Origin of the sequence: Streptomyces crystallinus (assembly GCF_039521265.1) — a bacterium.
GTDB classification, from domain to species: Bacteria; Actinomycetota; Actinomycetes; order Streptomycetales; family Streptomycetaceae; genus Streptomyces; species Streptomyces crystallinus.
Genome location: NZ_BAAACA010000009.1, coordinates 422,678 through 438,073, shown reverse-complemented (window position 1 = coordinate 438,073; position 15,396 = coordinate 422,678). Strand labels below are relative to the sequence as shown.

Genomic DNA, 15,396 nt, shown 5'->3' with positions numbered 1-15,396 from the left:
CGGGATCCGTTCAGGCCGTACGGTCGCCACGCGTGCGGCGGCCGGCCGTGGCGGCGTCCGTCACGTCGAGGAACACCTGGTCGGCGTCGGGCCAGATGTTGGCCACCGAGTCCTTGATCCGCTCGCAGACCAGCTCGATCTCCTCGCTCTCCATCCCCGGCACCAGATCGACCCGGGCCGCGACCAGCGCGGAGTCGGTGCCGAGCCGCATGGTGAGCAGTGCCTCCACGCTGTCGATCTCCGGCTGGGCGGCGAGCAGCGACCTGATGCGGTCGCGCATCTCGGGGTCGACCGCCTCGCCGATGAGCTGGTCGCGCGCGTCCTTGCCGAGCCGGTAGGCCACGTAAAGGAGCAGTACGCCGATGGCCAGCGAGGCCGAGCCCTCCCAGACGGCCTGCCCGGTCGCCATGTGCAGGGCCATCCCCGCGATCGCGAGGGCCACGCCGAGGACGGCCGTCCCGTCCTCGGCGACCACCGTGCGCAGCGCGGGGTCGCGCCCGATGCCGCCGGACTGGCCGCGCACCTGGTGCAGGGCCCGCAGCAGGGACGCGCCCTCGGCCACGAGGGCGACCCCCAGGACGATGAGTCCGGCGATGTACCCGGAGTGCGACTCGTGGGCGCCGGAGCGCAGCGCCTCGATGCCCTGGAAGACGGAGAAGCAGCCGCCCATCACGAAGATGCCCACCGCCGCGAGCAGGGACCAGAAGAAGCGCTCCTTGCCGTAGCCGAAGGGGTGGCGGTGGTCCGGCGGGCGGCGGCTGCGGCGCAGCGCGGCCAGCAGGAAGACCTCGTTGAAGCTGTCCGCGACGGAGTGGGCCGCCTCGGAGAGCAGCGCCGGCGACCCGGCGACGACCCCGCCGACCGCCTTGGCCACGGCGATCAGCAGATTGGCGCCGAGCGCGACGAAGACGGTGAGCCGGGTACCGGAGTCCTTGCTCCCGCCGGCCTTGGCCGTCCCGCCGCCGCTGTTCCGGCTCACCGTCCGAGCTCCTCACCGGGACCGCCGCCACCGGGACCGTCCGCGCCGGAGGGCTCCACCGGCAGCAGCGGGCCGAGCGGGCCGAGGTCGATGTTGAGGTCCTCCGGGCGCAGCCCGAACCTCGACCTCAGTTCGCCCATCCGGTCCTCGAGGAGCATCAGGGTAAGCCCGATGCGCTCCTCCTGCTCGTCCGTGAGCTCGCCGGTCTCGACCCGGCGCAGCGCCTGGCGCTCCATGAGCTGGCGCAGCAGTTCGACCACGGTCAGCACCAGCCGCGCCAGATCGCGCTCCACCGTGTCGGGGTCCAGCTCCACGCGCCGCCGCCCGCTCATGCGCCCTCCTCGGAGCCGAAGGGGCCGTACGGGTCGTCGTCGGCGGGCAGCGCGGGCGCGTCGCTCCCATAGCCGAGCGGCGCAGCGCTCTCACAGGCGCTCTCGAACGGCGAGGGCACCTGTGCGCTCACCGAGCTGATCAGCGCGTTCAGGTCGATCCGGACGAGGTCCACGTCCGCGATGCGCAGGGTGAGGTCACCGGCGAGCACCACGCCTCCCGCGAGCAGCCGGTCGAGCAGGTCGACGAGGGCGACCTGCCGCTCGGCGTACGCGGCCTCAGTGGACGGCGTCGGGCTCACCGGCTCCTCCTCCCCGCGCGTCCACCGTGCCCGCGAAGGAGTACGGCGCCCACGGCCCGGTGACCTCCACCCGCACGCCCGCCGCCTGCGACCGGTGCCGCTCGACGAGCGAGACGAACTCCGCGCTGCGCTCGCGCGGCACCAGATAGGCGGCGTTGAGCACGTTCTCGCCGGGCTGCCCGGAGACCCGCGTGCTCTGCGGCCGGTGCAGCCGCTGCGCCTCGGCGTGCCCGGACAGCTCCCGGTGCAGACTGCGGGAGAGGTCGCCCGCCCGGCGCCAGGTGTCCTCGCGCTCCTGGCGGTGCCCCAGCCTGCGGCGCAGATACTCCCGCCCGGTCGCGGGCTTCGCCCCCGGCGCCGCCGCGGGCTTGGGGCTCGCGGCCTCCGCGTACACCTTGACGCCCCATTCGACCCGCCCGTCCAGCCGCTCCAGGGCCGGTACGAACATGGCGCGCCCCTCGTCGAGCAGCCGGCGCACCCCGCTCGTCTCGCGGCAGACCGTGGCGAGCCGCAGGGGAACCGCGCAGGTCACCGAGGACAGCGCGGCCACCACCGCCTGATGGGCGCGGGCAGTCGCGGCGAGCCAGTCCAGGTCCTCCAGATGCCTGCGCAGCGGGGCGGCGTCGAAGTCCGCGGCGGGCACCGGGCTCGCCGCGGCGCACAGACCGCCGTGCTCGATCAGCCTCGGCGGCTCGCCGTCCAGCGCGCGCACACCGTCGGGCAGCGCGCCCTCGAAGGGCCGCACGACCGCGTAGACGTACCAGAGCGACTCATTCATCACGTGTCACCTCCGCCCGTTCCTCCGGGGAGCCGTAGCGGCTCTCCAGCTCGGCGACCCTGGCCTGCAACTGCTCGTTCTCGCGGGCGAGTTCCCGGCGGCGGGCGGCGCCGGAGAGCGCGGGGTCGTCCTCCCACCAGTCGATGCCCATTTCCTTCGCCTTGTCCAGCGAGGCCACGATGAGACGCAGCTTGATGGTGAGCAGTTCGATGTCGAGGAGATTGATGCGGATGTCCCCGGCTATGACGATTCCCTTGTCGAGGACGCGTTCGAGGATATCGGCGAGATTCGCGCTGCCACCGTCCGACGCATACGGATCGGAGAGCCGTCCCGGGGTGGTCATCAGCGCCTCCGCGAACCGGACTTGGCGGGGCGGCGACCGGATTCCTCGGGCTCGGGCTCGTCGGCCGCGTCCTCTTCCCATTCGTCGTCGTATTCGACGGCGTCGGATTCCTCGGCGTCCTCGGGAGCGGTGTCGGCGTCTTCCTCGGGAAGCTCCTCGTCCTCCTCCGGCTCTTCCTCGTATTCGCCCTCGACCGGCTCCTCGCCCTCAGCGGGCTCCTCCTCGTGCTCGTCCGGCTCGTCGTCATAGGCCTCCTCGTAGCTGTCCTGCGAGGCCTTCTCGCTGCCTTCCACTTCCTCGTCGCGCGTCTTCTCCTCGCGCTCCAGCGCGTCCTCGTGGCTGAGGACCACCTCGCCGTCGCGGATCTCGCCGCGCCAGCCGTCGGGGGCCTCGCCGCGCAGGGCGATGTGCCGGGCGTAGTTCTTAAGGTCGAGCCGGGCCCGGCGGCCCTGGGCGCGCCAGATGTTGCCGGTCCGCTCGAACACGCCCTTGGGGTAGTACTCGATCACCAGCAGCACCCGCGTCAGGGAGTCACCCAGCGGATGGAAGGTGACCACGCCCTTGGTGGTGCCCTTGGCGCCCTCCGAGGTCCAGGAGATGCGCGCGTCGGGGATCTGCTCGGTGGTGTGCGCCTTCCAGCTGCGGCTGGACCAGAAGACCTTCAGCTTCCAGTCGGAGGTCGTGTCGTCCGCGCGCTCGGCGCTGCGGACCCCCTTGGTGAAGTGCGAGAACTCCTGGTACTGGGTCCACTGGTCGTACGCGTCACGGACCGGCACGCCGACGTCCACCGACTCCATGATGACGGTGGGCTTGCGGCCGCCGCCGCCCTTGCCGCGCTTGCCGCCGAGGTTCTTGACCGCCTCGGTGACGTTGTCCTTGAGGTGGCCGGCGCCCAGCTCCAGGGCGGTGCGCATGGGCCCCTTGCCCTCGGTGAGCTTGCGGCCGCCCTTCAGGGCCAGCGCCGAGAACCCGGGGCTGCGCCCCTCGGCGATGTCGTTCAGCTTCACCGTGGACTCGCCCAGTTTGCGCCCGATGCCGGTCAGCGCCCGCTCCAGCTGGGCGAGCGCGAGGGCCTGGACCTCGGACTTGAGGCGGTCCGTGACCGCGCTGTCGACCAGCCGCGTCGCCTGCTTCCCCTCAGTCACGGGAGCGGCCCCCCTTCGCCTCCGCGCGCTCCGAGGAGCGGCTCTTGGTACCGGTGGTGCGGCGCGCCGCGGTCTTCTTGGCGCCACCGACCGCCCGGCGCGCCGGCTCGGACTTCTTCGCCGACTGCGCCTTCTTCGCCGGCGCGGACCGCTTGGCCCGGTCGGTGGTCTTCCTGGCGGTGTCGCCTGCCTTCTCGGCTCCTTCCTTCGCGTCCTCGGGCACCACCCCGGCGATCCGGTCCTGGACGTCGAGGGTGCGGTCGTGCAGCCTGTCCGCGATCCCTTCGAGCTGCCGGTTGACCAGGGCGCCGGTGGCCGCCTTGCCCACCCCGCGCAGGTCCTGGCGCAGTTGGTCGCCGATCTCCTTGAACTGGGGGTTGTGCTCCAGCTGCCCGGCCGCGAACTCCGCGAGCGCCCCGGGGCTGAGTTTGAGCCGTTTGCCCAGCACCATGGTGCCGATGCCGAAAGCGAGCTTGGCCTTCTTGGTGCGACCGAGCACATAGCCCGCGCCTACCGCGAGCCCTATTGCCAGCCGGTTGTTCATCGTGATGGATTCCTGTTCTCCAGCCGGTCGAGGAGCTCGTCCTCGCGGCGGTCGAACTCGGCCTCGTCGATCTCGCCCGCCATCAACTTCTCCTCCAGCAGGGCGAGTTCGTTGCGTATGGCCGAGGGGTCGTAGTACTGCTGTTCCGCCTGCGCCACCACCTGCTCCAGCACCCAGAAGGTGCCGCGCACGGGTGCCGCCGGGAGCAGCAGCAGTTCCTTGAGCAGGCCCACGCGGACCCTCCCGTCGGCTCGCTCAGTCCGTGAAGCTGTACGGGGGCAGCGGGCCGTGCACCTGGACGACGAGGTGCGGGGCCTCCTTGCGCAGGGCCGCCACGGACGCCACGAACTCGTCGGCGCGCTCGCGTGCCACCAGGTACGAGAGGTTGGCGAGCCAGCCCGTGGACTGCGGCCCGGGCCGCTCGTCCTCGGCGGCGTGCTCCAGGGCCCGCTGGATCAGCACGGCGTCCCGCGCCTCGCGCTGCTGGACCGCCGCGGCGATCCGCTCGCCCAGGTGCAGCTTCTGCTCGTAGGTGCCGCCGCCCGCCTGGCGGTTGGCCTCGCTCATGGCGCGCAGCTCGGGGCTCTCGGAGAGCACCTGGTGCAGCACGGCCTCCTCGTCGTGGGCGGCCTTGATGTTGTACTCGACCTTGCCCTCCAGCGCTTCGAGGCGCTCCAGATACCGCTCGCCGTGCTCGGCGAGCGCGGCCCGTACGGCCTCGTCGTCGGGGGAGACGCCGCCGAACCGCATCGGCAGCACCGCGCCGCCCGCGCCCGCCTCGGCCAGCACGCTCTGATGCGCCATCAGATCGCGCCGCTTGGGCCGCAGGTCCTCAGGGGCGTCGCTGACCAGCGCCACCAGATCGCCCTCGGCGACGGTCCGCACCGGGCGCGGCGGATCGCCGACGCCGCCCATCTGCTCGGGCAGGTGCGCGTGGGTGCGGTGCGCGATCCCGTAGACGTACGTGGTCATTCCTGCTCCTCCTTCCGGCGAGCGGCGGGGCGCCGGGTGCGCGGGCGCTTCTCCGGCTCCGACTCGCCTTCCTCACGCGCCTGCTGGAAGGCGTCGGAGATGGTCTGGGCGGCGCCCGAGAGCGCGCCCTTGGACTTGCCGCGCGCACCGGACTCGGTGATCTCGCCGACCAGGTCGGGCAGTCCGGGGCTCTTGCGCGGGCCCGCCTCCAGGTCGAGCCGGTTGCAGGCCTCGGCGAAGCGCAGATAGGTGTCGACGCTCGCGACGACCACCCGTACGTCGATCTTGAGGATCTCGATGCCGACGAGGGAGACGCGCACGAACGCGTCGATCACGAGCCCCCGGTCGAGGACGAGCTCCAGCACGTCGTAGAGACCACTGGTCCCGCCGCTGCCGCCTTGTTGTGCCGGGACAACCGTCATGGTGTCCGCCCCTCCTTGTCTGTGAAGTCGTACCTGATGTGACGTGGTGTCAGGCGCAGGTCGTGTCCGTGGTACGCGCTCACGGGTTGCGGTCGGCCCGCCCCCGCTCGTACCGGCGCAGCCGCCGGTAGCCGGTCAGCTCGCCGTGCCGGTCCAGCTCCACCTCGTAACTGGCGAGCAGGCTCATGGTGTCCGGCACCCGGGCGAGCTCCAGGACCTCGATGCGCAGCAGCCAGCCGTTCTCCGAGCGTTCGAAGGAGGAGACCGACTCCGCCTCCATGCCGGTGAGTTCGGCGAGCTGGGCCCGGGCGCCGCGCAGCACGTCCATAGCGCCGGGCAGCTCCTCCTCCTCGGCCTTGCGCCTGTCCGCTGACTGGTTCTCTGATGTGTTCGCCATGTCACCTCGCGTCTGAGGCCTTTCGGGTAGCCCCGCGCGGGCGGGGCAAACCCGTTCGATCAGCTGGTGACGACCCGTTCGTAGAGCACCCGGACGGTCGCCGTGATGGACGCCGCGTCGATCCCCGCCTCCGCCAGCTGCTCCTCGGGGGTGCCGGAGCCGGGCATGTTCTCCACCGCGAGCCGGACCAGGCGGGGCATCGTGCGGCCGTCGGAGAAGCACTCGGCGACCGCGTCGCCGATGCCGCCCTCGACGCGGTGGTCCTCGATGGTGACCAGACACCCCGTCAGAGCGGCCGCCTCCTGGAGCACCTGCTCGTCGACCGGCTTGACCGAGTAGAGGTCGACCACCCGCACCGGGATGCCGCCCTCCTCCAGCGCGTCCGCCGCGACCAGCGCCTCGTGGACCGTGACGCCCGCCGCGACCAGCGTCACCTTGTCGTGCGGCGAGGAGCGCAGCACCTTGGCGCCGCCGACGGGGAACTCCTCGTCGGGCCCGTAGAGCACCGGGGTGTCGCCCCGGGTGGTGCGCAGATAGCGGATGCCCTCCCCGTCGGCCGCCGCCGCGACGAGCCTGGCCGTCTGGTTGGCGTCGCAGGGGTAGAGCACCGTACTGCCGTGCACCGCGCGGAACATCGCCAGGTCCTCGAGCCCCATCTGCGACGGCCCGTCCTGCCCGATGGCGACCCCGGCGTGCGAGCCCGCCACGGTGAGCGAGGCCCGGCTGATCGCGGCCATCCGCAGGAAGTCGTGGGCGCGGGTCAGGAACGCGGCGAACGTGGCGGCGTACGGGGTCCAGCCCCGGGTCGCCAGTCCCACGGCGGCCGCGATCATCTGCTGTTCCGCGATGTAGCACTCGAAGTAGCGCTCGGGGTGCTCCTTGGCGAAGAGCTCCGCCTTCGTCGAGTCGCCCACCTCGCCGTCGAGCACCACCACGTCGCCGCGCGCGGTGCCGAGGGCGGCGAGCGCCTGCCCGTACGCCGTGCGGGTCGCGACCTTGTCGCCGACTTCGTAGCGGGGCAGTTCGAGGCGGCCGGACGGCGGTTTGGGCGCGCGGCCCGACGGCGGCGCCGCCACGTCGACACGGATGAAGCGGGGGCCGCCGAGCTCGGTCACGGCGGCCTCGGTGTCCGGCAGCGGTTTGCCGTGCAGGCCCTCGCGGTCCTCGACGGAGGCCACGCCCTTGCCCTTCACCGTGCCCGCGAGGATCGCCGTGGGCTGCCGCGAGGTGGACGCCGCCTCCTTGTAGGCCGCGTCGATCGCCTCGACGTCGTGGCCGTCCACCTCGATGGTGTGCCAGTCGAAGGCGCGGAACCTGCGCGCGTAGGCGGCGAGGTCGCGCTGGTGGCGGGTGGGGCCGCGCTGGCCGAGCCGGTTGACGTCGACGATGAGGGTGAGGTTGTCCAGATGCTGGTCCCCGGCGTGCTCGGCGGCCTCCCAGACCGAGCCCTCCGCCAGCTCGCTGTCGCCGCACACCACCCAGACGCGGTACGGAAGGCGGTCGAGGTGCTTGCCCGCGAGCGCCATGCCGACCCCCACCGGCAGCCCCTGGCCGAGCGAGCCGGTCGCCACGTCCACCCAGGGCAGCTTCGGCGTGGGATGGCCCTCCAGACGGCTGCCGAGCCTGCGGAAGGTGAGCAGCTCCTCGTCGTCGACCACCCCGGCCGCGCGGTACATCGCGTACAGCAGCGGGGAGGCGTGCCCCTTGGAGAGGATCAGCCGGTCGTTGGCGGGGTGCTCGGGCTTGTCGAAGTCGTACCGCAGATGTCCGGCCAGCAGCACGGCGGCCAGATCGGCCGCGGACATCGAGGAGGTGGGATGGCCGGAGCCGGCGGCCCCGGCGGCGCGGACGGCGTCGACCCTCAACTGCTGTCCGAGCTCGGTCAGTTCGGTGCGGTCGGCGGTGCGGGCGCTCTTCATGGTCAGTCCTTTCGGGTCGTGGCCGCGGGGCCGCCGGGAAGGCGGGCCTGCTCCGGCGTCGCCGTGTCCAGCGGCACCGACCAGGACCGCACCAGGCCCAGCTGGACACCCTGGCGGGGGAGTGCGGCGTCCAGCAGCCAGTCGGCCGCCACCCGCACCCGGTTGCCGGGCATGGCGGCGAGGTGGTAGCCACGGGTGACGGCTCCGGCGAGCGGGCCCGACAGCGGCACGCCCAGCGGGTTGGCCGCGGCCTGCACCCCGCCGAGGTCCACGGCGAACCCCAGGTCATGGTGTTTGTAGGGCTGTTGGACGCCGTGGCCGAGGGAGGCGGCGACGTTGAGCGCGGCCGTCTTGCCCTGTCGGGCGGCGTGCTGCGCGGTCATCGGGGTGAACTCGCCCGGCCGGGTCAGATCGGGCACCGCCGCCGCGTCGCCGCAGGCGAACACCTCGGGCCGGCCCGGCACGCTCAGCTGCGGCTCCACCAGCAGCCGCCCGCGCTCCACGGACAGGCCGAGCTCGGAGACCAGCGGATCCGGCCGCACTCCCACGCACCAGATCAGCGTGCGGGTCGGGACGAACTCGCCGTCGTCCAGGTGCACGCCGTCCTCGGTCGCCTCCTTCACCGAGGTGCCGGTGCGTACGTCCACACCCCGGCGGCGCAGCACCCGGTCGGCCGTGCTGGACAGCCTGCGGTCGAGTTCGGGCAGCAGCCGGTCCGCGATGTCGACCAGGATCCAGCGCGCCGGTGCCCGCCGGTCCAGGGCGTCCGTGAACATCTTCCCGTGCGCGGCCACCTCGGTGCCGGTGTAGCCGCCGCCGACCACCACGAAGGTGCGCCGTGCGGACCGCTCCGCCGGGCTGTCGGTGCCCTGCGCGGCCAGCTCCATCTGCCGGGTGACGTGGTCGCGCAGATACAGCGCCTCGGGCATCCCCCGGAAGCCGTGCGCGTGCTCGGTGACCCCGGGCACCGGAAGCAGCTTGTTGACGCTGCCGACGGCGAGCACCAGCCGGTCGTACTCCAGCTCGCCCTGCCGCCCCTCGGGTCCGGTGTAGTGGACCTTCGAGCCGTCCAGGTCGACCCGGTCGGCCTCACCGAGGACGAGCCGTACGCCGGGCAGCGTCCCGCGCAGCGAGACGGTGACCCGGCGCGGCTCCAGGATCCCGGCGGAGACCTGGGGGAGCAGGGGGAGGTAGAGGAAGTAGTCCGTCGGGTTGAGCAGGGTGATCCGGGCGCGGCCGCGCATCCGGCGGGAGAGGGTGCGGGCGGCCTGGTATCCGGCGAACCCGGCCCCCACGACGACGATGCGGGGACGGTCCGGAGTATGGGTGGTCACGTACGGCTCCCGTGGGCTGGGGGCAGGCGGACAGATCTCCCGCGTGCCCTCGGCGGGCGGTGCCAAACACGGTGGTGGTGTCACCCGGCCGGATGACGGAGGCAACCCCGGAGCCCCATCCTCCGTCCGGCCGGGTACGAAGCCGCTGTACGAGCCGTGACGCGAAGCCGGGTCGTGGTCAGAACGCGGAGTGGGTGAACCAGCGCTCCAGCAGCTCCGCGTCCCCGTCGGTCCGCACCGCCTCCGACGAGCGGTCGAGGCGGCCGTAGACGAGCAGCAGGAGGTCGGCGGCGGTGGCCCGGACGGTGGCGTCGGCGGCCCTCCCGTCCTCCCCCCGGACCGGGCCGAAACCGTCGGGACGCAGCTGTACGAGCCAGTCACCGTCCGCATCCGCGCAGGTGAAGCGGATGTGCTGGACCCGGCCGGCGCCCCGCAGCTCGGTGACCCCGGGCGCGAAGAACGCGGCGAAGGGCAGGTTGACCAGGAACTCGTCGACGCCGTCCCGGGCGAGCGCCGGGTCGATTTCGGACGGCAGGCCCAGCGTCCGCTCCGCGTCGAAGCGGTGCACCAGGGTCTCGAAGAGCATCCGGCGCACCCAGAAACGGGCGTGGCCGTCCGCGCCCCACACCCACATCGGAGCGTCGAGGTCGGTGCTCGCGAACGCCTCGGCGGCCTCGTCCGCGCCCGCCGCCAGCCAGTCCGCGTACCCCTCCGGCCGCTCCGGCAGCCGCATCTCCACGTCCCGGCTCCTGGGCCGCTCCTGGACCAGGCCGCGCAGCAGCGCGGTGAACATGCGCTGGGCGCCGCCGGTGTGCCGCACCAGGTCGAGCAGGGTCCAGCCGGGGCAGGTGGGCACGGGGAGCGTGAGGTCGGCGCCCTCGAGCAGGCCCGCGAACCGGGCGCTCTCCGCGGCGACGGCCGTGCGGTGGTCGAGCGGTTCGGCAGTGTTCATGGGTGCGCGCCTCCTGGCAGACCGGGTCTTTCCCCGGAGAGCGTGTCACAGCCGCCCCGGCCCCGGGCCGGGGGTACCCGGGCGCCGGGGCGCGGGTGCCTCGGCCCTGCCCTACTCCACCGCGGCGCTGGCCAGCACCGCGTCCACCTCACGCCCGTCGATCTGCTCGGCGGGCTCGGACGCCCCGGCCGGGGACTCCGTGACGCCGAGGAGGAAGGCCGACCGGTCGTCGCCGCGCTCGACGATGGTCAGCCGGATCCGGCCCGCCCTCCCGCTGTCGTCGTGCACGTTCAGCACCACGGTGTGGGCGGGGCGTCCGCTCACCGTCGTGGCCCGCGACTCCTCCCGGCTCGATGTGCCGTCCGGATAGAAGAACTCCGCGTTGGAGCGGGCCGCCGTCTCCGTCCGCTGCTTCAGGGAGGACTCGTCGACCGGCGCGCCCCGCCCGGCGAGCACGGCGGCTCCGCCGTGGCCGTCCGGCCCCTTGGTGGTGATCGACGAGGTGAAGGCCTGGATCAGGTCCTTGCCGTCATTGCGCTTCCAGCCCTCGGGAACGCCGTACGAGAGCCCGGCCGCGCTGTCCGTGACGCGCGGCCGCCCGGCGAGCGGGGAGTCGTCCTCGTCGCGGGCCAGCCACCACACCGCCGCCCCGGCGAGGAGCACCAGGACCAGCGCGCCGACGGCGCCGGCGAGCCAGGCGCGCCGGGCGGGCGGCCGCCCGGGCTGGAACGGAGGCGTGGGCGGAAGGGGCGGCGGGCTGACGAAGGACGGTGTGGTCATGCCCCCAGCTTCCGGCTCCCGGCCGGGCGCGCACCTGAGCGGTCGTACTCAGTTCCCTACTCAGATCCCCCTGGTGGACACCCGTATCGGGTGGAGGGGCACACCAGTTCCCCCAAGCGCCGTTTCGATCCGGCTGAGCCCGGGGAAGGAAAGGCGCCATGACCACACTCGGCGCCGTCTTCCGTCCGCAGAACGCTCCCGAACGTCTCCGCTCCGTCGCCCTCGCCGCCGACGCGGCCGGTCTCGAACAACTCTGGCTCTGGGAGGACTGCTTCCTGGAGAGCGGCATCGCCGCCGCGTCGGCGGCGCTGGCGTGGACCGAGCGGCTGCACGTGGGCGTCGGGCTGCTGCCGGTGCCGCTGCGCAACGTGGCGCTGACCGCGATGGAGAGCGCGACGCTGCACCGGCTCTTCCCCGGTCGCGTCACCCTGGCCGTCGGGCACGGCGTGCAGGACTGGATGGGGCAGGTCGGCGCCCGGGCCGAGTCGCCGCTGACGCTGCTGCGGGAGCATCTGGAGGCGCTGCGGGCGCTGTTGGGAGGCGAGAGCGTCACCGTCGCCGGGCGGTATGTGCGCCTCGACGGGGTCGCGCTGGACTATCCGCCGCACGGGCCCGCCCCGGTGCTCTCCGGCGCGACCGGCCCGCGCACCCTGCGGCTGTCCGGCGAGGCGTCCGACGGCAGCGTCCTGGTGGCGGGCACCGGCCCGGACGGGGTGCGCCGGGCCCATACGCTCGTCGACGAAGGGCGCACCGCCGCCGCCCGCACCGGCCACCACCCCTTGGTCGTCTATCTGCTCGCCGCCACCGGGCCGGACGCCGGCGCCCGGGTCCGCGCGGAGCTCGCGGCGAAGAAGGGCGGGGACGGGTTCGGCGTCGCCGGGGACGCCGCTGCCGTCGCGGACGCGGTGCGCGCGCTCGTCGAGGCGGGGGCGGACAGCGTCGTCCTGGAGCCGACCGCCGACGAGCCGGACACCGAGGCGTTCGTACGGTTCACCGCCGAGGAGGTCCGCCCGCTGGTCCCGTGACCGGCCTCACCCGGCGCTGGAGCGCGCGAGGGCGAACCCGGCGCCCTCGCGCCGGATTTCGACGACCCCGCCCCGCCGGGAGGAGGCCACCGGCCGCTGCCGGGAGGCCCGTCGGGGAGATCCCGCCCGCGCGACGCCGTGGCCGGGGGACGATGGGGGCGTGCCGATACGCAGACGAACCACGCCGCAGCCCGCCCCGGTCGACGACCCTCTCCTGGAGCAGGCCCTCTCCGACCTCGACTGGTACGCGCGGGCCCGCGACCGGGCCCGGCGGTGGCACTGGGTCACCGAACTCGGCGCCCTGTCCACCGGCGCCGCCACCGTGGTGGCGGCGGGCATCCAGGCGCCCCCCGCCACCACGGCCACCCTGGCCGGACTCAGCGTCTTCATCGGGGGGTTCCGGCAGGTGTTCAACCACACCGAGCGCCATGTGCTGGCCGCCGAGGCCTGGTCGAGGCTGCGGCTGGCGATCCGGCGCTACCGGCTGATCCCCGAGGCCGAGCGGGACGAGGAGACCCGGCGGCGGCTCCAGGAGGAGATGGAGGACGTGGCCACCAGCGAGCTGCGCGACTGGGCGGCGAGCCGCCGCGCACTCCAGGCCGGGCCGCTGCCGGGGGGCGGGCTCACGCAGTGACACCGCGGGAGCCCGCCCGGGCCGTGACGCCTCAACCGACCTGCCACCGCTGGTACGCCGAGCCGTCGGGCTTCTGCTGGGTGACCAGGGCGCCGTCGGTGGCGGACGCGGTGGTCAGCAGGAGCGCGCTGTTCTTGTTGGCCACCGAGTAGCCGCCCGCGCCGAGCGCGGTGAGCTGCCAGTGCTGACTGTCGCGGCCGGTGCAGCCGGCCTGGACGACGGCCGCGCCCGCGGTGGTGGAGCTCCCGGCCACGTCCGCGCACAGTTTGGAAGCGCCGTTCACCATCGTGTAGCTGCCGTCGCCGTTGAGGGTGAGCTGCCACTGCTGGTTGGGACCGCCGTGCGGGGTCCAGGTGATCAGCTGGGTGCCGGACGTGCCGGAGCTCGCCGGGTCGTCGAGCGCCTTGCCGCTCGCGGTGAGGGTACGGGTGCCGCTCAACTGGCCGCCGTACACCTCGAACTCGTACAGCGAGTAGCCGTACGAGGTGCCGCGCTGGGTGCCGTACAGGCGGATGTAGCGGCCGGAGCCGGAGAGCCCGGTGAGGTCCTGGACGCCGCCGCTGCCGCTGGTGGTGGAGTAGAGCGTGCGCCAGGTCGTGGCGTCGTCGGAGACCTGGATCTGGAAGGCCTTGCCGTACGCCGCCTCCCAGCGGAGCACCACGCGGCCGACGCTCTGGGTGGAGCCGAGGTCGACCTGGAGCCACTGCGGGTCGCTGTAGGCGCTGGACCAGCGGGTTGCCGGATCTCCGTCGGTGGCAGAGGCGGGCGGGAAGCCGGCCGTCTCGGTGCTGGAGGCGGTGGTGGGGCGGTTGCGGGCGAGGTTGCCGGGCTGGGCGAGGCCGGGCCAGGCGGGGTTGTGGCCGACGGCGGCGACGATCGGGGTGAAGGCCGCGTAGCCGCTCACCGGCTTCGGGGACCCCCAGGTCTGCTGGGCCAGGCCGCGCAGCGGGTACATGATGCCGCCCGCGATCTGGTCCTCCGTCTCGGCGCCCGGGTTGTCGCACCACACATGGATCAGCGAGCCGGGGTTCTTGGCGGGGTCGCTCAGGGTGGTGCCGCCCTGGAAGAGGTCCGGGGTCCACGTCTCGTACATCCACTTGGTGTCGGGCTTGGCGCCCCCGAGGACGTAGTAGGTGGGTGTCCAGGACTCGTTGGCCACGGTGTGCCCGGCCGCCGCCAACTGCTGCGGGGTGAGGCCGTAGTTGTACCAGTACTCGACGAGGATGTCCGCGTTCGGGGTGACCGTGCCGTCGCCGGACTTGATGCCGTCGTTCCACATCCGGGTGGTCTTGCCGCCCGCCCGCACCAGCGCGTCGGCCCAGTTGACGTATCCGTAGTAGGTGTCCTTGGCGGTGGCGTTGGACCCGTAGTGGGCGCGGGCGTAGCCGAGCAGCTGGGGGTAGGCGTTGTAGTCGGTGACGTACTCGTCCGCGCCGATGTGCCAGTAGCGGGCGGGGAAGAGCGGCAGGTACTCCTCGACCAGGTCCTTGATCAGGGTGTACGAGCCGGGCAGCGACAGGTCGATGAACTCGGCGCTGGCCGTGCCGGAGCTGTTCTTGAGCCTGAGCTCGGGGTGGGCGGCCAGGATCGCGTTCATATGTCCCGGGGTGTCGATCTCCGGGACGATGGTGACGTGGTACTTCTGCCCGAGCGCCACCAGATCGGCGATGTCCTGCTTGGTGTAGTGGTCGGCGGAGACGATCTCGGGGTGGGTGGAGCTCTCCAGCCGGAAGCCGAACGTGTCCGACAGATGGAAGTGGAAGTAGTTGAGCTTGAGGTAGGCCAGCTCCTTGATGTGCTGCTTCACCCAGGGGACCGTGAAGAACTTCCGGCCCTGGTCGATCATGAGGCCGCGCTCGGGCTTGGTGGGCCAGTCCACCGCCGTCCCGGCGGGCACCGAGGCGGACTGGTGCAGCAGCTGGAGGAGCGTGCGGGTGCCGTAGAAGGCGCCGGTGCCGGTCCCGGCCCTGATGGTGACGGCCGGGCCGACGGTCATCCGGTAGCCCTCGGCCGGCAGGGAGGTGTCGCCGAGGGTGAGGCCGATGTCGCCGGTGGCGGGGGTGCCGGTGACGACGGCGACGGTCCGCCCGGTCTGCGCGGCGAGGTCGTCCGCCAACGTGGCGGCCTCGTCGGCGAGTTGGGTGGCGTAGGCGGGGTCGACGGTGATCCGGCTGGTGGCGGTGAAGGTGTACGCGCCGGAGCCGGCCGTCCACTGCCGCAGCGCCGGAACGGTCTGCGGGACCGCGGCGGCGGCCCGTGCGGGAGCGGCGGCGACAGCGGGCAGGGCGAGCGCGGCCAGTGCGCAGACCGCGGCGATCAGGAATCTGAGCAGTCGCATGGCGAGTCCCTGGTCATGGGAGGGGCAGGGGGCGTGCGAGCGGGTGGCGCGGTGCACCAGTGCAGCGCAGCGCCGCACACATGTCAATAGATGCTCGAAACCTCGCTGGAACGAGCACGATCGAGCAGAGAGTGGCGGGGAAACGGGCCGCCGGCGCGCGAGAAAAACCCAAGAGGCGGCGACGAAAACACATGTACTCCGGC

Annotated in this window: 18 protein-coding genes; 2 read left to right on the top strand and 16 right to left on the bottom strand. The window is 73.0% G+C overall.

The window, feature by feature from the left end:
- Positions 1–10: 10 nt before the first annotated feature.
- The 15 genes from ABD236_RS09155 to ABD236_RS09085 form a co-directional block, all read right to left on the bottom strand.
- On the bottom strand, positions 11–979 hold the full coding sequence (locus tag ABD236_RS09155) for a cation diffusion facilitator family transporter (RefSeq protein ID WP_344072199.1): 969 nt from the start codon (positions 977–979) through the stop codon (positions 11–13).
- The gene (locus tag ABD236_RS09150; protein WP_344072197.1) at positions 976–1,311 is read right to left on the bottom strand and encodes a gas vesicle protein K; all 336 of its coding nucleotides are present in this window, start codon (positions 1,309–1,311) and stop codon (positions 976–978) included. Before ABD236_RS09150 ends, ABD236_RS09155 begins: the two co-directional genes overlap by 4 nt.
- Complete coding sequence (locus tag ABD236_RS09145; RefSeq protein WP_344072196.1) at positions 1,308–1,610, bottom strand: gas vesicle protein; 303 nt, start codon at positions 1,608–1,610, stop codon at positions 1,308–1,310. The genes ABD236_RS09150 and ABD236_RS09145 overlap by 4 nt, the downstream gene beginning before the upstream one ends.
- Positions 1,588–2,388, bottom strand: coding sequence for a GvpL/GvpF family gas vesicle protein (locus ABD236_RS09140; protein ID WP_344072194.1), 801 nt, complete (start codon positions 2,386–2,388; stop codon positions 1,588–1,590). Before ABD236_RS09140 ends, ABD236_RS09145 begins: the two co-directional genes overlap by 23 nt.
- Positions 2,381–2,731, bottom strand: coding sequence for a gas vesicle protein (locus ABD236_RS09135; protein WP_344072191.1), 351 nt, complete (start codon positions 2,729–2,731; stop codon positions 2,381–2,383). The genes ABD236_RS09140 and ABD236_RS09135 overlap by 8 nt, the downstream gene beginning before the upstream one ends.
- Entirely contained in the window at positions 2,731–3,876 is a 1,146-nt protein-coding gene (locus ABD236_RS09130; protein ID WP_344072189.1) for an SRPBCC family protein, read from the bottom strand. Before ABD236_RS09130 ends, ABD236_RS09135 begins: the two co-directional genes overlap by 1 nt.
- The gene (locus tag ABD236_RS09125; RefSeq protein WP_344072187.1) at positions 3,869–4,420 is read right to left on the bottom strand and encodes a DNA primase; all 552 of its coding nucleotides are present in this window, start codon (positions 4,418–4,420) and stop codon (positions 3,869–3,871) included. Before ABD236_RS09125 ends, ABD236_RS09130 begins: the two co-directional genes overlap by 8 nt.
- Positions 4,417–4,653 (bottom strand): gas vesicle protein GvpG, encoded by a 237-nt coding sequence (locus ABD236_RS09120; RefSeq protein ID WP_344072185.1) that lies wholly within the window; start codon positions 4,651–4,653, stop codon positions 4,417–4,419. The genes ABD236_RS09125 and ABD236_RS09120 overlap by 4 nt, the downstream gene beginning before the upstream one ends.
- Positions 4,654–4,675: 22 nt before the next feature.
- On the bottom strand, positions 4,676–5,392 hold the full coding sequence (locus ABD236_RS09115; protein WP_344072182.1) for a GvpL/GvpF family gas vesicle protein: 717 nt from the start codon (positions 5,390–5,392) through the stop codon (positions 4,676–4,678).
- Entirely contained in the window at positions 5,389–5,814 is a 426-nt protein-coding gene (locus tag ABD236_RS09110; protein ID WP_344072180.1) for a gas vesicle structural protein GvpA, read from the bottom strand. The genes ABD236_RS09115 and ABD236_RS09110 overlap by 4 nt, the downstream gene beginning before the upstream one ends.
- Positions 5,815–5,893: 79 nt before the next feature.
- A complete protein-coding gene (locus ABD236_RS09105; RefSeq protein WP_344072178.1) occupies positions 5,894–6,211 on the bottom strand; it encodes a gas vesicle protein GvpO in 318 nt (105 codons plus the stop codon).
- A 59-nt stretch (positions 6,212–6,270) separates the two neighbouring features.
- The gene (locus ABD236_RS09100; RefSeq protein ID WP_344072175.1) at positions 6,271–8,130 is read right to left on the bottom strand and encodes a transketolase; all 1,860 of its coding nucleotides are present in this window, start codon (positions 8,128–8,130) and stop codon (positions 6,271–6,273) included.
- 2 nt (positions 8,131–8,132) lie between these two features.
- Entirely contained in the window at positions 8,133–9,464 is a 1,332-nt protein-coding gene (locus ABD236_RS09095; RefSeq protein WP_344072173.1) for an NAD(P)/FAD-dependent oxidoreductase, read from the bottom strand.
- Positions 9,465–9,642: 178 nt separating this feature from the next.
- Positions 9,643–10,416 carry a maleylpyruvate isomerase family mycothiol-dependent enzyme gene (locus ABD236_RS09090; protein ID WP_344072170.1) on the bottom strand — a complete coding sequence of 258 codons (774 nt, stop codon included), beginning with the start codon at positions 10,414–10,416 and terminating at the stop codon, positions 9,643–9,645.
- Between the two features lie 111 nt (positions 10,417–10,527).
- Entirely contained in the window at positions 10,528–11,196 is a 669-nt protein-coding gene (locus ABD236_RS09085; protein WP_344072168.1) for a hypothetical protein, read from the bottom strand.
- A gap of 158 nt (positions 11,197–11,354) precedes the next feature.
- Between ABD236_RS09085 and ABD236_RS09080 the strand changes: the two genes are divergently transcribed.
- Positions 11,355–12,221 (top strand): LLM class flavin-dependent oxidoreductase, encoded by an 867-nt coding sequence (locus ABD236_RS09080; RefSeq protein WP_344072166.1) that lies wholly within the window; start codon positions 11,355–11,357, stop codon positions 12,219–12,221.
- A gap of 160 nt (positions 12,222–12,381) precedes the next feature.
- Positions 12,382–12,855, top strand: coding sequence for an SLATT domain-containing protein (locus tag ABD236_RS09075; RefSeq protein ID WP_344072164.1), 474 nt, complete (start codon positions 12,382–12,384; stop codon positions 12,853–12,855).
- Between the two features lie 31 nt (positions 12,856–12,886).
- On the opposite strand, the gene ABD236_RS09070 is transcribed toward ABD236_RS09075, so the two are convergent.
- Positions 12,887–15,193, bottom strand: coding sequence for a family 20 glycosylhydrolase (locus tag ABD236_RS09070; RefSeq protein ID WP_344072162.1), 2,307 nt, complete (start codon positions 15,191–15,193; stop codon positions 12,887–12,889).
- Between the last annotated feature and the right edge of the window lie 203 nt (positions 15,194–15,396).

Coding starts and splice junctions, on each gene's coding strand:
- ABD236_RS09115 (WP_344072182.1), bottom strand. CDS start 5,392: ATGACCACGTACGTCTACGGGATCGCGCACCGCACCCACGCGCACCTG.
- ABD236_RS09105 (WP_344072178.1), bottom strand. CDS start 6,211: ATGGCGAACACATCAGAGAACCAGTCAGCGGACAGGCGCAAGGCCGAG.
- ABD236_RS09125 (WP_344072187.1), bottom strand. CDS start 4,420: ATGAACAACCGGCTGGCAATAGGGCTCGCGGTAGGCGCGGGCTATGTG.
- ABD236_RS09110 (WP_344072180.1), bottom strand. CDS start 5,814: ATGACGGTTGTCCCGGCACAACAAGGCGGCAGCGGCGGGACCAGTGGT.
- ABD236_RS09070 (WP_344072162.1), bottom strand. CDS start 15,193: ATGCGACTGCTCAGATTCCTGATCGCCGCGGTCTGCGCACTGGCCGCG.
- ABD236_RS09100 (WP_344072175.1), bottom strand. CDS start 8,130: ATGAAGAGCGCCCGCACCGCCGACCGCACCGAACTGACCGAGCTCGGA.
- ABD236_RS09080 (WP_344072166.1), top strand. CDS start 11,355: ATGACCACACTCGGCGCCGTCTTCCGTCCGCAGAACGCTCCCGAACGT.
- ABD236_RS09085 (WP_344072168.1), bottom strand. CDS start 11,196: ATGACCACACCGTCCTTCGTCAGCCCGCCGCCCCTTCCGCCCACGCCT.
- ABD236_RS09090 (WP_344072170.1), bottom strand. CDS start 10,416: ATGAACACTGCCGAACCGCTCGACCACCGCACGGCCGTCGCCGCGGAG.
- ABD236_RS09150 (WP_344072197.1), bottom strand. CDS start 1,311: ATGAGCGGGCGGCGGCGCGTGGAGCTGGACCCCGACACGGTGGAGCGC.
- ABD236_RS09135 (WP_344072191.1), bottom strand. CDS start 2,731: ATGACCACCCCGGGACGGCTCTCCGATCCGTATGCGTCGGACGGTGGC.
- ABD236_RS09140 (WP_344072194.1), bottom strand. CDS start 2,388: ATGAATGAGTCGCTCTGGTACGTCTACGCGGTCGTGCGGCCCTTCGAG.